Raw genomic sequence first — 15,184 nt, forward strand, 5'->3', positions numbered from 1 at the left:
ATGCAACTATACCATATACGGTAAAAAGATAATAGCACCAATTACAGCAGCTATAATTGCAAATAATAAAACTGCCCCTGCTGCAACATCCTTTGCAATTTTCGCAACCGGATGAATATCGACGGTTGCTAAGTCTACTGTTTTTTCAATAGCCGTATTCACCATCTCTAAACTCATTACAATCCCTATCACAATAAGTACGACAATCCATTCCATTGTTGTAATATGGAAATAAAAGCCGCAGCATATAACGATGACTGCGGCTAAATAATGAATTTTCATATTTCGTTCATGACGAAGACAAAAGTATATACCAGCTATAGCATATCCAAAACTATCTAAAAGTTTTCCTGTTTTCATCGTCCTAATCCAAAGGCCTCTAAAATTTCTTTTTGTCTTCCAAACATTTCTTTCTCATCTTCTTCTGTCATATGATCATAACCAAGCAAATGCAAAAAGCCATGTAGTGCTAAAAACCCAAGTTCCCGATCAAAAGAATGTCCATATTCTTCAGCTTGTTCTTTTGCTCTCGGAATAGAAATAATAAGATCTCCTAACATACGCGGCATCTCTGCACCGACAATTTCCATTTCGCCTTCTCCCATTTCTTCCATAGCAAAAGAAATAACGTCCGTAGGCTGATCCTTATCTCGGTAATCACGGTTTATTTCACGAATACGTTCATTATCTACAAATGTAACCGATAATTCTGCGCCTTCTTCTATGTTCTCCATTTGGGCTGCTTTCTCTACTAAACCTCGAATCAAACTTATATATTCGTCTTTCACTTCTTCTGTTTCATCAATAAAATCAATTAATAAACTCATTCTTTCTCCTTTTCTTCCGGCGGTTCCGGATATGTAATACGGGAATGGAAAATACCATTTAACGTTTCACATAACGTTTTTCCAACGATTTGTAGTTCCTTAAATGTCAAATCACATTCACTAAATTGACCATCTTGCAGGCGATCTTTAATAATACTTTGCACTAAATTATTAATCTGATCTGGTGTTGGATGGTTCATCGAACGTACCGCCGCTTCCACACTATCAGCAATACCAACGATCGCCGACTCTTTAGAAGTTGCTTTTGATCCTGGATAGCGGAACATTTCCTCCGTATATTTCTCTTTATCTTCTTTAATCGCATTATAATAAAAATATTTAAGTAACGTTGTACCATGATGCTGTCCAGCAATATCGATAATTTCTTGAGGTATATGGTGTTCTTCTAACATTCTCACCCCATCGGTTACATGAGCAATTATAATATCTTTGCTCGTTACAGGGTCTAATCTATCATGCGGGTTTTCAATACCCATTTGGTTTTCAATAAAAAACTGTGGTTGTACCGTTTTCCCTACATCATGATAATACGCCCCTACACGCGCTAATACTCCATTTGCTCCAACTGCTTCACAAGCAGCTTCTGAGAGATTAGCTACCATTACACTATGGTGATATGTACCTGGTGCTTCTAATAAAATTTTACGCAAAAGCGGGTGATTCGGACTTGAAAGTTCCATCAATTTCATACTCGATACAATCCCAAGACCACTTTCTAAATACGGTAAAATCCCCATAGCTAGAACAGAAGAGATAATACCCGAAACAGCAGCCATTAATAATTGCACCCCAATTTCAAGAGGCGAAAAATTCCCGTTACGTAATAATAGCAAAGCCGCTAATACGACTACATTTAATACAGAAACGAGTATACCAGCTTGTAAAATCATCGTACGACGATTTTTTTCTCTCAAGAAAATACTAACTGATAATGAACTTAATAAAACATAAATCCCCACACTATAATTCAGTGTACTCGTTACACCTTCATTAAACATAATACTTCCGCATACAGAAAAGATCATACTCGTTAAAAATACAAATCGATCACCAATCATTAATTTTACAAGTATTGTTCCCATTGCAACTGGAACAACATACGCGATTCCTGCATACTCAAGCTTTTGAAACAAACTAATGATTTTCATTAAAACAATCGTGATAGACAAAATTGTAATATACGCTAAGACATACGGCCTATCTTCTCTTTTCCGCTGTAAAAACACTTCAAACTGCTTATGCATAAAGTACAATAGCACACCAATGAGTACCGCTAACCCAACATAGGGTTGAAAACTGTTCCCTTTTTCTAACAGGCCAACTAATTTCAACTGATTGTACATATCACTTGAAATCGTTTCACCTTCTCTAACAAGGACTTGCCCTTGAAGAATATAAACAGGTGGAACTAAATCTTCTTCCGCTTTTCTCTTCTCTTTTGTTAAGGTCGGATCATAAAAATAGTTTGCAGAAATCGCATATTTCCCTAACGCCTTAATAGATTCCTTTAAACCATTATCAACATTAACACTATTCATCTCACTTACATATCGTTCCTTCGCATCCTTCAATTCATCCATTTTAACATGCTCAGTCATGATACTATTAATAGCTGTAACTGTTGCATCTTTCGCTAATACTAATTGGTTCGAATCCGCATTAATTAAGTTTAGTAAGTTTGAATCAGATAATTCTTTCGTTAAATCAGTAGGCAATTTTTTTTTCAACTTGTCCACTTTTTCAGCATCAGTAATCTTTTTTTGCTCATCCGGTCCAACCGCTTTAATCTCTTGTATCACTTCATCTACTTTAGCAAAGACGTCATTCACAATATCCACTTTATTTTGTTTATACTCACTTTTATATGTATATTGATCTTCAACTTTTGTAGCGGCTTCTTTTTTCTTTTTGTCCGTTGTAACTTTATCTTCAATTTTAATAGGAGAATGGATTGTTTTTTTCGCAATAGAATATGTTGTAACATCTAATTGCTCTGGTTTTACATTATTCATAAGTGCAAAAAACAGCACTGCCCCTAATAAAACGTAAGAAATCCAACTTAGTTTTTTCGAATGTTGTAAATTACGAAACCACTTAGAAATTTCTTGAGATCTTGACATGATTTCAATACCTTCTCCTCTCCAGAAATAAAGTGAAACTATTTATAGCTTTCATTTCTTCTAGGTAACGATACTTTTTGGACAACATTTTTATCCACTCTCACCTATAGTTTATTTCCCTCGTCTTTAATGATAGTAAAAAATATGTCATTCGCCAACCTTATCATACAAAAAGAAATGATCCTGACAAATAGGATCATTCCATTTTATCATATGCCTCAATAATACGTTGCACTAACGGGTGTCTCACAACGTCCGTTTGTTCCAATGTAATGAACGAAAGACCTGATACACCAGATAAAATATTAGCAGCAATAGAAAGACCTGACTTTACCCCTTTTGGCAAGTCTACCTGTGAGGGATCCCCCGTAATAACCATTTTAGAACTAAAACCTAATCGTGTTAAAAACATTTTTATTTGAACACCAGTTGTATTTTGCGCCTCATCTAATATAACAAATGAATCATCAAGAGTACGCCCTCTCATATAAGCAAGAGGTGCAATTTCAATTACACCACGTTCCATCATACGTTGTGTATATTCTTGTCCAAGAATATCATGTAACGCATCATATAGTGGACGTAAATACGGATCTACTTTTTCTTTCAAATCACCTGGTAAAAACCCTAAGCTCTCTCCAGCTTCTACAGCAGGTCTTGTTAAAATAATTTTCTTTACATACCCTTGCTTTAAAGCTCTCACAGCCATTACTACGGCTAAGTATGTTTTTCCTGTCCCAGCAGGTCCTATCCCAAACACAATATCATTCTTTTTCATTGCATGAATATATCGTCTTTGCCCCATCGTTTTCACACGAATGGATTTACCTTTTGCCGTTTTAAAAATTTCCTCTTCATATAATTCTTCGAATTGAGCAATTTTCCCTTGTTGCCCAAGCTGAATCGCATACGCAACATCTCTTTCCGAAATTGATACACCTTTACGGATAACAACAAGTAACTGTTGTAAGATTTTTTCTACGAGCACCACAGTTTCATCTGCCCCAGATACACGAACAGATTCTCCTCTAGTCACAATCGATACACTAAGTTCTCGTTCAATTACTTTTAAATGAGCATCATTTACCCCAAAAAGAGCGATTGCTTCGTTGGGGTTTTCCAATTGTTGGTTCATTTCTACTAATTGTTCTGCCATTACTCAGTCTCCTTGAATATCGGATTCAGATATTGGTTGTGGCTCTGCAATATTTTCAATCACTGTATAATGTAATGTGACCTTTAGGTGATCCGCCTCAACCTCTTTACTCAAAATGTTATCACTTACAATCATAGCATGTTCATCCAATTTTTTCTTCAGTTCTTTTTCTGCCATCTCTTTCGCTACTTTCATTGCTTGTTTTTCGGTATATTCTCGGTTCGCTTCTTCCTCTTCTCGTACAATATCTTTCTCGTATGCAATTGGTAATGTAAATCCAAATAATTTCACATCATGTTTTACACTTTCAGTACGAGAGCGCTTATACTTATCCTGTAGAAATCCCCATATTTTTATTTTAGTACTCCCAAATTTAAGGAAATATTCATTGTATGAATTACCAGTATACACTTGAAATTGTGTCTTTAACGGAACATCCACCTCAGATTTATACCACGTTTCTCCATATACAATCCCTTTAGCCGAAACAACTGTCGGATTCTCCTCATTACCATACATCCCGGATACGAGAAGTTGCCCCTTTTCTACATGGTCATTTTTCATGACAACCGGCTTCCCAACTTCCACAAATGTTTTTGTAATAATCCCTTCTTTTTTTGCTACTAAGTTTTGTGGCTGTTGTTCACTTTCTTTTTTCGGCTCATTTTTTTCAACAATCTTAAAATGATATGTTGTCCCTCTTATTTCTAATCCCGCCCAAGTAATCGCATTAATATTGTCTGTCAAATGACGTTGAACATCTTCTACACTCGGCATTTGGAATTGTAATTTACCTTTTTTTATACCCATTTTGTCCAATTCTTTCATCAATATATATTCTGTTTCAGGTTTTGCACCTGTAATTTCAATTTTCCACACCATATTTGACAATGCGATCATTCCGAAAAAAAATATTAAAAACCCAATTAAAAATCCACTATTTTTAATTACACGCTTATTCCAAAAAGGAAAACCGTAACGTCCAATAAAATATAATTTACATTCATTTTTTCTATAAATTGGTTTTATCTTTTTCACATCTCGTAATAACATACAAAAAACTAACGTTTCATCAGCTATCTTCTTTACATCCCAAACGAGTAATTTCTTCCGCACACACTCGTTAACAAAGCGTTCCGCTCCTCTACCTTCAATTCGCACCTTTACATACCCAAGCCATTTTATAAACCATTTATTTTTCATCGACTATCTCCACTACCTTTCTAAAAGTAGATACACTACTTTTCAATTCGATTATCAAACTAGCTCGTACTAAAATTTTAATTAGCAGATCCCTTGATCCTCACTAATTATTAACCTTCACGAGCCAGTTTTTTACGTGGAACTCAATTCCCACCTATCCTCTTTGTACGAACCGAATATTGAGGCCAGAACGTTACCGCCTGTTAATACAAGGTAACGAAGAAAAACTTCACAAACGGAAGTTTCTCCTCACTCCTCTTTCTTTTCATTTTCTAAAAACGTCACTTGTTCAATAATCCCTTCAAGCAACAGTTCTTCTGGAAGGATTGTTTTAATAACAAAGGATTGACCTTTAATTAATAATTGACCATGTTTCAATAGCAATCTTACCTCTTTATCTGAAAACACTAATAATCCTCGATGATTTTCTATATAGATATGTACTTGCCCAACAAGCGTGATCCGAGGTAGATCCATTAACACATCCACTGGCAGGTCTATTTGCTTCGTTAACCAATTCTTCATTTGTTCTATTTTTTTCATCTCAAAAGACCCCCTCTCATCCCATATGTATGAAAAAAGAGCTTGTAATATCACGTCCAAACTGAAAAAAGCATAAAAAAACGTCTCATACGAAATGAGACGCTTTTTTATGCTAATAGCTGGATAACCAGCTTATTCACAAGTGATCCGTCTGTTTTACCTTTTACTTTCGGCATAACAGCAGTCATCACTTTACCCATATCTGCTTTAGATGTAGCACCAACTTCAGAAATAACTTGCTTAATTATATCCGCTAGTTCTTCTTCTGTTAATTGCTCCGGCAAATATGCGCTTAAAATCTGAATTTCACTTTGCAGTTTATCAACAAGGTCTTCACGACCAGCTTTTTTAAATTCAAGGAGGGAGTCCTTATACTGTTTTACTTCACGAGCTAAAACTGTTAATTCCTCTTCTTCAGTAAGAGTATGTTGCAGTTTAATACCTTCATTTTGTAAAGCAGCCTTAACCATACGAATAACGGTTAATTTTTCTTTTTGTTTATTCTTCATCGCTTGTTTCATATCATCGTTTAAACGACCGAGAAGACTCATAACTTACACCCTCTCTTAGAACTTACGCTTTCTTGCCGCTTCAGATTTCTTCTTACGTTTTACACTTGGCTTTTCATAAAACTCGCGCTTTCTTGCTTCAGCAAGTGTACCAGTTTTAGAAACCGATCTTTTAAAACGGCGAAGTGCATCCTCCAAAGACTCGTTTTTACGAACGACTGTTTTTGACATTCTCTTTCCCTCCCTCCGAAACATCACACTTACATACTAATTTCAGCATGCAAAAAGAAACCCTTCTTCAGCATGTCTTTTACGATTATAATACATTTTATCACTTCAGGTCAACTATTTGGCAGAATAAAAGAAGAATAGATGCCCTTACCTGTTCAAAAGCTATGTAGATAGCTATTATCCTTTTCCCCTGAAGACAACTATATTTTTTATCATTACACCTTTTTTAATACAAGAAAGCATTAAATAACTACTCATTCAACGTACCTGCCTTTTCAGTACTTAACTTCTCCCAAAAAAAAAAGAAAGCATGCAAATCGTTTCCGTTTGCATGCTTTTTTATCCCGCTATTTGCCAGGACAGTAAGACCCCCACCTCAAAATTCAGCGAAAGCAAAGAACTTAGGCGGGGGTCAGGCTGATAATCAGCGGGGATGAACAACCCCCCCCACTGATTAAAGTTTCACTTTATGCGCTTGCTGATTCTTTTTTTACATCATCTTCAAGAACACGAACAAACTGCGCTTCGTTATATGGATAACCAGCTTTTGTAATTTTCACTTTTACTAGCTTACCAATCAATTCTTCAGATCCTTCAAACACAATTTTTAAGTAGTTATCTGTATAACCTACATATAAACCTTCACGGTCACCATCTTTAAATGTCTCTTCCGGAATGATTTCAAGTACTTCACCTTCAAATCTAGAAGCATACTCTTTCGCTAATTGATTTGATAGCTCAATTAGACGGTGAACACGATCGTTCTTCACGTCTTCAGGAACTTGATCTTCCATACGTGCTGCTGGAGTACCTGTACGTTTCGAATAAGGGAAAACGTGTAATTCAGAGAAACGATTCTCTTTAATGAAATTGTACGTTTCCATGAATTCCTCTTCTGTTTCGCCTGGGAATCCAACAATTACGTCTGATGTAATCGCAAGACCTGGTAACGCTTCTTTCAAACGATCTAAACGCTCTTGGAAAAATTCCATCGTATACTTACGGCGCATACGTTTCAATACAGTATTAGATCCTGACTGTAATGGAATATGCAAGTGACGTACAACTACTTCTGATTTATCTAACACTTCAATTACTTCATCAGAAATTTGACTCGCCTCAATAGAAGAAATACGAAGGCGTTTCAATCCGCCTACTTCCGCTTCCATATCGCGCAGTAATCCAGCTAAGTTATACTCTTTTATATCTTCACCGTACCCACCTGTATGAATACCTGTTAATACGATTTCTTTATAGCCCGCATCTACTAATTGCTGCGCTTGTTTAATAACTTCTTTTCCATCACGAGAACGCATTAAACCACGCGCCCAAGGAATGATGCAAAATGTACAGAAGTTATTACAACCTTCTTGTATTTTTAAAGATGCACGTGTACGGTCCGTGAAATATGGTACATCGAGCTCTTCATATACACGTGTTTTCATAATATTGCGGACAGCATTAATTGGTTGACGCTCTTTACGGAATTCTTCGATGTATCCTAACATCTTCTCACGATCTTGCGTACCAACAACAATATCTACACCTGGAATCGCCATAATTTCCGCTGGAGATGTTTGTGCATAACATCCAGTTACACAAATTACCGCATCTGGATTTTGACGTACAGCACGTCTAATTACTTGACGGCTTTTTTTATCTCCAGTATTCGTTACTGTACATGTGTTAATAACGTATACATCAGATTTTTTTTCATATTCAGTTCTTTCATAACCACCTTGTTTAAACAATTGCCAAATCGCTTCTGTTTCATAGTGGTTTACTTTACAACCTAACGTGTGGAACGCAACAGTTGCCATTGATTATCACCCCATCAATTCAAAATGATAAGAAGCGGCACTTAACGCATAAAGCGGAGCCGTTTCTGTTCTTAAAATTCTTGGTCCTAAACTACATGGTACAAATTTATGTTCACGAAGTGCGGTTATCTCTTCCCCCGCTAAGCCGCCTTCTGGTCCAAATACAATCAGCAGCTTTTGGCCTGGTTTAACCGTCGCTAAAGCTTTCGCAAAATTAGATTTCTCACCTTGTTTCGCTTCTTCTTCATACGCAACAAGACAAACATCATACTCGCTACTCATCGACAGCAGTTGTTTAAATGATGAGGGAACGTGTACTTCTGGAATTTCACTTCTATGCGATTGTTCCGCAGCTTCTTTTACAATTTTTTTCAAACGCTCAACTTTTTTATCTGCTTTTTTCGCATCCCACTTTACAATAGATCGAGATGCTTGAAATGGTAAAAATGCAGCTGCCCCAAGCTCAGTTCCTTTTTGAAAAATTAACTCTAGCTTGTCTCCTTTCGGCAGTCCACTTGCAATCGTCACGAACACAGGAAGTTCGCTTGACGCCTCTACCCATTCTACAATAGTAGTATCCACAAATTCACTGGTAATTTCAGCAATTGAACACTCTGCTGTTTTACCATTTACACAGCAATAAATGTGGTCACCAGCTGACATACGCATCACTCTTGCGATGTGATGGACATCATCACCCATTATGCGAATACTTGTCTCATTTACATATTTCTCTTCTACAAAATAACGTTGCATATAATCACCTTAGTAGAGTTTCGTTCCTTTCGTAAGTCAATACTTACGAAAAGAACGAAACGTTATCATTTTCATATAACAAACGGCAAGTCCCTCACCTTATACGGTGAGAGACTCCCCTGTTCTTTATAGACTAAAATCTATATTACGCATTTCGTGCAATAATTGCTACCCAATCTTCCATTCGAAGTACTTCTTCAATTGAAAATCCAGCTGTTTCTAACGCTTCAGAAATTACTTTTTCTTTCGCCCCAATAATACCAGATGTAATAAATAATCCACCTGGCTTCACAACTCTCGCTGCATCTTCAGGGAATAGAAGAATAATTTCCGCTAGTAAATTTGCTACGATTAAATCAACTGGGCCTTCAATACCCTCTAATAGACTATTCTGTCCAACATTGACAATGTCATCTGTTTTATTTAAGCGCACATTCATTTCTGCACTTTCAACTGCAACTGGGTCTAAATCATACGCTTGAACAGAAGCCGCACCTAATTTTGCCGCAGCAATACTAAGTACCCCCGAACCTGTCCCCACATCAATCACAGTATCACCTGGCTGAACCGTTTTTTCTAACGCACGAATACACATCGTCGTTGTGGGATGTGTCCCTGTACCAAACGCCATACCTGGATCTAATTCAATAATTTTTTCATTTGGAGAAGACGGTGTATACTCTTCCCACGTCGGCACAATTGTGAATGTATCAGAAATTTGAACTGGATGATAATACTTCTTCCAAGCAGTAGCCCAATCTTCCTCATCGACTTCATTAATTGTAATAGTTCCTTTACCAATTTCGATGTCGAAAGATGGTAGTGCATCAATAGATGATTTTACACCTGCAACTGTTTCGTGTAAAGAATCCGTTTGTGGGAAATATGCTTTTACCAAAACACCCTCACTTGGATATTCATCTGGGTTAAGTGCATAAATCTCACCGTATTGTTGCTTGCGCTCTTTCGTCAACTCCGCTGGGTCCTCAATCGCAACCCCGCTAGCGCCTGCTTCATGCAAAATATGAGAGACAGCTTCTACTGCTTCTTCTGTTGTATGAATACTAATTTCTGACCATTTCACAATTTACCAACTCCATTTTTTATTTCCATTATTCCCCTTTGAAAGCACGTTTAAGCTTTCTGAATAAGCTATCATCCTGCTCTTCTTGCCCTGCAAATTCACGCAATAAATCTTTTTGATGTGAAGTTAATTTCGTCGGCACAACAACACGAACGACTACATATTGATCTCCTTGACCATATCCACGTACGTTCGGAGCACCTTTTCCTTTTAAGCGGAATTCTGTTCCTGTTTGTGTTCCTGCTGGAATTTTCAGCTTCACTTTGCCATGAACGGTAGGAACTTCAACTTCCGCACCAAGTGCCATTTGCGCAAATGTTATTGGCATTTCGCAAATAATGTGATCCCCTTCGCGTTCAAAGAATTCATGATTTCTCACATGAACAACAACATATAAGTCACCTGCCGGTCCGCCATTTACGCCTGCTTCACCTTTTCCAGATACACGAATTTGTTGACCATTATCGATACCCGCTGGAATTTTAACATTGATTTTTTTACGTTTACGAACTTTACCAGAACCATGGCATGTCGTACATTTCTCTTTAATCATTTGACCTGTTCCTGAACAATGTCCACAAGCTTGACGGTTTACAATACGCCCAAATGGTGTATTTTGTTCTACACTTACTTGCCCTGATCCTGAACAATGTTTACATGTTTCTTTTGAAGTCCCTGGTTTTGCTCCACTACCCTTACAAGTATCACATGGATCCTCCACTGGAATCTCAACGTTTAATTCTTTACCAAAAATAGCTTCTTCAAACTCTAAAGTAACTTGATATTGTAAATCAGCACCTTGACGTGGAGCATTCGGGTCACGACGTCTTCCGCCGCCACCGCCAAAGAATGAACTAAAGATATCTTCGAAACCGAAGCCACCGCCGAAGTCTCCTCCGCCACCGAAACCTTGATTCGGACCCGCGTGACCAAATTGATCATACTGCGCACGCTTTTGATCATCGCTCAATACTTCGTATGCTTCTTGTACTTCTTTAAACTTTTCAATTGCATTTTCTTCTTTACTTACGTCTGGATGGTACTTTTTAGCCAAACGACGATACGCTTTTTTAATTTCATCTTTTGAAGCGCCCTGGCTAAGTCCAAGGACCTCATAATAGTCTCGTTTATTCATAAATTTGCAACCCCCGAATCTTTCACATAAACGTAATTTTAACACCGAAAGAAAGTGCTTTGCAACAAAGTTTCCTCACTTACAGTATGCAAAATAAAAAAACTAAGATCCTCACACATTTCTTCTTATTCGTGAAAAAAGTCAAAGCCAAGGCACGCTTGACTTTGACTTTTTGTCATCTTACTTATTTTATTTCACTGTATTACTTGTCTTCTTTTACTTCTTCAAACTCAGCGTCTACTACATTATCTTTTTTTGCGCCAGCGTCTTGTGCTCCTTGTGCACCTTCTGCTTGCCCTGCAGCCGCTTGAGCTTGCTCGTATAATTTAACAGTTAATTGTTGTACGATTTCTTGAAGAGCATCTTTTTTCACGCGGATTTCTTCAAGTTCGTTTTTCTCGATTGCCGCTTGTAATGCTTCTTTCGCTTCCGTTGCTTTCGCTACTTCAGCTGCATCTACTTTACCTTCTAAATCTTTTACAACTTTGTCTGTTTGGAATACAAGTTGGTCAGCTTCGTTACGAAGTTCAACTTCTTCCTTACGTTTTTGGTCAGCATCAGCATTTGATTCAGCTTCTTGTACCATACGATCTACTTCTTCATCAGAAAGACCTGAAGAAGATTGGATTGTAATAGTTTGCTCTTTGCTTGTTCCTAAGTCTTTTGCACGTACGTTAACGATACCGTTCGCATCAATATCGAATGTTACTTCGATTTGTGGAATTCCACGTGGTGCTGGCGGAAGGTCTGTTAATTGGAAACGACCTAACGTTTTGTTGTCAGCTGACATTGGACGCTCACCTTGTAGTACGTGAATGTCTACCGCTGGTTGGTTATCAGCAGCTGTTGAGAATACTTGTGACTTACTTGTCGGAATTGTAGTGTTACGCTCGATTAGTTTCGTGAACACACCGCCCATAGTTTCGATACCTAAAGAAAGTGGAGTTACGTCTAATAATAGAACGCCCTCTACATCACCAGTAAGTACGCCACCTTGAACTGCAGCACCTAATGCTACAACTTCATCTGGGTTTACACCTTTGTATGGCTCTTTACCAGTTTCACGTTTAATTGCTTCTTGTACAGCTGGGATACGAGTAGATCCACCAACAAGGATAACTTTATCTAATTCGCTTGGAGCAAAACCAGCGTCTTTTAATGCACGACGAGTTGGCTCTAATGTTCTTTCAACAAGACTAGCTGAAATTTCTTCGAATTTAGCTCTTGTTAACGTTAATTCTAAGTGTAATGGGCCAGCAGCTCCAGCACTAATGAATGGTAATGAAATTTGTGTTTGTGTTACACCAGAAAGATCTTTCTTCGCTTTTTCAGCTGCATCTTTCAGACGTTGAAGTGCCATTTTATCTTGGCTTAAATCAATGCTATTTTCTTTTTTGAATTCAGCTACTAAATGATCGATGATAACTTGGTCAAAGTCATCTCCACCAAGACGGTTGTCACCAGCAGTTGAAATAACTTCGAATGTGCCGTCTGCTAACTCAAGGATAGATACATCAAATGTACCGCCACCTAAGTCATATACTAAGATTTTTTGCTCTTCATCTTGTTTTTCTAAACCGTAAGCAAGTGCTGCGGCTGTTGGTTCGTTAATGATACGCTCAACTTCTAAACCAGCGATACGACCAGCATCTTTCGTTGCTTGACGCTCTGCATCGTTGAAGTAGGCAGGTACTGTAATAACAGCTTTCGTTACTGTTTCACCTAAGTATGCTTCAGCAGAAGCTTTTAAGTTTTGTAAAATGATTGCAGAAATTTCTTGAGGTGTAAAATCTTTACCTTCAACTTCTACTTTGTAGTCTGTACCCATATGACGTTTAACAGACATGATTGTATTTGGGTTTGTAATTGCTTGACGCTTCGCAACTTCCCCAACTTGACGCTCTTCATTTTTGAAAGCTACAACAGAAGGTGTTGTACGGTTTCCTTCTGGATTTGGGATAACCTTTGGTTCTCCACCTTCCATAACAGCTACACAAGAGTTTGTTGTACCTAAGTCAATACCGATAATTTTACTCATGGCGATTCCTCCTACTTTTATGTAAATTATTGATTTACTTTTACCATTGATGGGCGAATCACACGGTCTTTTAGTTTATAACCTTTTTGGAATTCCTCCACAACCGCGTTTGATTCAAATTCACTGTCTTCGACTTGCATAATAGCTTGGTGCTCATTAGGATCAAACTGTTTACCAACAGATTCAATCGCTTCAACACCTTCTTTAGTCAGCGCTTCTAGCAATTGACGATGCACCATTTCCATACCTTGTAACAAGGATTTCGTTTGCTCATCAGTTGTTTCCACTTGCATCGCTCTTTCAAAATTATCAAGAGCTGGCAAAATATCTGAAACTAAACTTTGTGCTCTATATTTTTCAGCAGCCTGTTTATCCATTTGGACACGGCGCTTATGATTTTCAAAATCAGCTTGTAGACGTAATGTGCGACCTTCCGTTTCCGTTAGTTTCGCTTGTAACTCATCTACTTTTTCTTGTAAAAGAGCAGCCTCACTTTTTTCTTCTACAGCTTCTTCACTGTTTTCTGGCGTGACAGCTTCTTCAACTTGCGCTTCTTTCACTTCTTCTACCACTTGTTCGTTACGCTCTTCCACAATTTTCACCTCCTTAAAAGGTATTAGGTATCACGCTTAGCACGATTACCTAAGCATTATATATTACACACAGCAATGAGAATCTCATCACTTGAGCGAATGTATTACTCTCATTTACTTTTTAAGTCCGTCTGTAAATTGTCTTGTAAATAACTGCAACAAACTAATTACACGAGAGTATTGCATTCTCGTCGGACCTAAAATCGCAATTGTTCCTAGTTGCTCTTCTCCAATCGAATATGTTGCAGAAATTAAACTACAATCTTCCATAGCAATTGAAGAATTTTCCCTACCAATTTTCACTTGAATACCAACTTGTTTATGACGCAAAATATCATAAAACTCAGCTTCGTTATCAATCATTGTCAGCAAGGATCTTACTTTTTGAATGTCATGGAACTCTGGTTGCGAAAGCATATTTGCTTTCCCTCCAAAGTATATCTTTTCCGATAAAGGAACTTGAAATGTACCATCTAACATTTTTATTGCACTATCGTAATTATGAACATACCCACGCAAGACTGTAACAATCTCTTTAAAGATTTTATTATGAAGTTCTGCCATAGGTATACCAGATAGCTTTTCATTTAAAATATTAACCATTTTTTCTAAATCTGATAAATCAACAGATTCCGGAACGGTAATCGTTTTACTTTGCACATGCCCTGTATCTGTTACAATAATAGCGACTGCTGTTTGACGATCAAGCGGTACAATTTGTACATTTTTAAGTTTATTTGTGCTCAATTTCGGACCAAGAACAATGGCCGTATAATTCGTAAGCTCTGATAAAATTTGAGCTGATTGTTGTGCAATTTTTTCTGCTTCAAAAATTCTTTCAGCAAATAAATCTTTAATTTGTACAATTTCATCGGTCGGTAAGTTTTGCGGCGCTAAAAGATGGTCTACATAAAAACGATACCCTTTTTCAGAAGGAACACGCCCAGAAGAACTATGCGTTTTTTCAATAAATCCTAGTTCTTCTAAATCAGCCATTTCATTTCGAATAGTAGCTGAACTAAACGTAATTTCATCTTTCTTAGCCAACGTCCTCGAACCAACTGGTTGCGCTGATCCAATAAAGTCATCAACAATTGTTTGTAAAATTAAGAGCTGACGTTCCGTAAGCATCTCATCATCACCTCTGT

The 15,184-nt window shown here is 37.5% G+C and carries 15 protein-coding genes; all 15 read right to left on the bottom strand.

All coding sequences use genetic code 11. The features are described 5' to 3' along the window. Positions 1–6: 6 nt before the first annotated feature. The 15 genes from ABH957_RS02665 to hrcA all read right to left on the bottom strand — a co-directional run bounded on the left by ABH957_RS02665 (position 7) and on the right by hrcA (position 15,167). Positions 7–360, bottom strand: coding sequence for a diacylglycerol kinase family protein (locus tag ABH957_RS02665; protein ID WP_002143170.1), 354 nt, complete (start codon positions 358–360; stop codon positions 7–9). Then, entirely contained in the window at positions 357–827 is a 471-nt protein-coding gene (ybeY, locus tag ABH957_RS02670) for an rRNA maturation RNase YbeY (RefSeq protein ID WP_002088675.1), read from the bottom strand. The genes ABH957_RS02665 and ybeY overlap by 4 nt, the downstream gene beginning before the upstream one ends. Continuing rightward, entirely contained in the window at positions 824–2,968 is a 2,145-nt protein-coding gene (locus tag ABH957_RS02675; protein ID WP_002015188.1) for an HD family phosphohydrolase, read from the bottom strand. Before ABH957_RS02675 ends, ybeY begins: the two co-directional genes overlap by 4 nt. A 196-nt stretch (positions 2,969–3,164) precedes the next feature. Then, positions 3,165–4,124, bottom strand: coding sequence for a PhoH family protein (locus ABH957_RS02680; protein ID WP_002015189.1), 960 nt, complete (start codon positions 4,122–4,124; stop codon positions 3,165–3,167). Positions 4,125–4,127: 3 nt separating this feature from the next. Next, positions 4,128–5,327 (bottom strand): sporulation protein YqfD, encoded by a 1,200-nt coding sequence (gene yqfD / locus ABH957_RS02685; protein ID WP_002015190.1) that lies wholly within the window; start codon positions 5,325–5,327, stop codon positions 4,128–4,130. 249 nt (positions 5,328–5,576) lie between these two features. Further along, complete coding sequence (yqfC, locus tag ABH957_RS02690) at positions 5,577–5,870, bottom strand: sporulation protein YqfC (RefSeq protein ID WP_002067170.1); 294 nt, start codon at positions 5,868–5,870, stop codon at positions 5,577–5,579. A gap of 107 nt (positions 5,871–5,977) precedes the next feature. Beyond that, complete coding sequence (locus ABH957_RS02695; protein ID WP_000054578.1) at positions 5,978–6,421, bottom strand: GatB/YqeY domain-containing protein; 444 nt, start codon at positions 6,419–6,421, stop codon at positions 5,978–5,980. A 15-nt stretch (positions 6,422–6,436) separates the two neighbouring features. Further along, a complete protein-coding gene (rpsU, locus tag ABH957_RS02700; RefSeq protein ID WP_000048061.1) occupies positions 6,437–6,610 on the bottom strand; it encodes a 30S ribosomal protein S21 in 174 nt (57 codons plus the stop codon). Positions 6,611–7,077: 467 nt separating this feature from the next. Then, positions 7,078–8,430 (bottom strand): tRNA (N(6)-L-threonylcarbamoyladenosine(37)-C(2))-methylthiotransferase MtaB, encoded by a 1,353-nt coding sequence (gene mtaB / locus ABH957_RS02705; RefSeq protein ID WP_002015193.1) that lies wholly within the window; start codon positions 8,428–8,430, stop codon positions 7,078–7,080. Positions 8,431–8,436: 6 nt separating this feature from the next. Further along, positions 8,437–9,186, bottom strand: coding sequence for a 16S rRNA (uracil(1498)-N(3))-methyltransferase (locus ABH957_RS02710; RefSeq protein ID WP_404491100.1), 750 nt, complete (start codon positions 9,184–9,186; stop codon positions 8,437–8,439). Between the two features lie 145 nt (positions 9,187–9,331). Next, entirely contained in the window at positions 9,332–10,270 is a 939-nt protein-coding gene (gene prmA, locus ABH957_RS02715; RefSeq protein ID WP_002138379.1) for a 50S ribosomal protein L11 methyltransferase, read from the bottom strand. A gap of 28 nt (positions 10,271–10,298) precedes the next feature. Further along, positions 10,299–11,405: a chaperone protein DnaJ gene (gene dnaJ / locus ABH957_RS02720; protein ID WP_002015197.1), complete on the bottom strand. Its 1,107-nt coding sequence runs from the start codon at positions 11,403–11,405 to the stop codon at positions 10,299–10,301. 202 nt (positions 11,406–11,607) lie between these two features. Beyond that, entirely contained in the window at positions 11,608–13,443 is a 1,836-nt protein-coding gene (gene dnaK / locus ABH957_RS02725) for a chaperone protein DnaK (RefSeq protein ID WP_404491101.1), read from the bottom strand. Positions 13,444–13,469: 26 nt separating this feature from the next. After that, positions 13,470–14,036, bottom strand: coding sequence for a nucleotide exchange factor GrpE (gene grpE / locus ABH957_RS02730; RefSeq protein WP_002138384.1), 567 nt, complete (start codon positions 14,034–14,036; stop codon positions 13,470–13,472). A 114-nt stretch (positions 14,037–14,150) separates the two neighbouring features. Further along, positions 14,151–15,167: a heat-inducible transcriptional repressor HrcA gene (hrcA, locus tag ABH957_RS02735; protein ID WP_002067157.1), complete on the bottom strand. Its 1,017-nt coding sequence runs from the start codon at positions 15,165–15,167 to the stop codon at positions 14,151–14,153. Positions 15,168–15,184: the final 17 nt, after the last annotated feature.

Origin of the sequence: Bacillus sp. RC242 (assembly GCF_044908245.1) — a bacterium.
Taxonomy (GTDB): Bacteria; Bacillota; Bacilli; order Bacillales; family Bacillaceae_G; genus Bacillus_A; species Bacillus_A mycoides.

Bases quoted from the DNA above. Each gene is read 5' to 3' on its own strand.
- yqfD (WP_002015190.1), bottom strand. From the start codon at position 5,327: ATGAAAAATAAATGGTTTATAAAATGGCTTGGGTATGTAAAGGTGCGA.
- mtaB (WP_002015193.1), bottom strand. From the start codon at position 8,430: ATGGCAACTGTTGCGTTCCACACGTTAGGTTGTAAAGTAAACCACTAT.
- ABH957_RS02680 (WP_002015189.1), bottom strand. From the start codon at position 4,124: ATGGCAGAACAATTAGTAGAAATGAACCAACAATTGGAAAACCCCAAC.
- ABH957_RS02710 (WP_404491100.1), bottom strand. From the start codon at position 9,186: ATGCAACGTTATTTTGTAGAAGAGAAATATGTAAATGAGACAAGTATT.
- ABH957_RS02675 (WP_002015188.1), bottom strand. From the start codon at position 2,968: ATGTCAAGATCTCAAGAAATTTCTAAGTGGTTTCGTAATTTACAACAT.
- ABH957_RS02665 (WP_002143170.1), bottom strand. From the start codon at position 360: ATGAAAACAGGAAAACTTTTAGATAGTTTTGGATATGCTATAGCTGGT.
- ABH957_RS02695 (WP_000054578.1), bottom strand. From the start codon at position 6,421: ATGAGTCTTCTCGGTCGTTTAAACGATGATATGAAACAAGCGATGAAG.
- rpsU (WP_000048061.1), bottom strand. From the start codon at position 6,610: ATGTCAAAAACAGTCGTTCGTAAAAACGAGTCTTTGGAGGATGCACTT.
- hrcA (WP_002067157.1), bottom strand. From the start codon at position 15,167: ATGCTTACGGAACGTCAGCTCTTAATTTTACAAACAATTGTTGATGAC.
- ybeY (WP_002088675.1), bottom strand. From the start codon at position 827: ATGAGTTTATTAATTGATTTTATTGATGAAACAGAAGAAGTGAAAGAC.
- dnaK (WP_404491101.1), bottom strand. From the start codon at position 13,443: ATGAGTAAAATTATCGGTATTGACTTAGGTACAACAAACTCTTGTGTA.
- dnaJ (WP_002015197.1), bottom strand. From the start codon at position 11,405: ATGAATAAACGAGACTATTATGAGGTCCTTGGACTTAGCCAGGGCGCT.
- yqfC (WP_002067170.1), bottom strand. From the start codon at position 5,870: ATGAAAAAAATAGAACAAATGAAGAATTGGTTAACGAAGCAAATAGAC.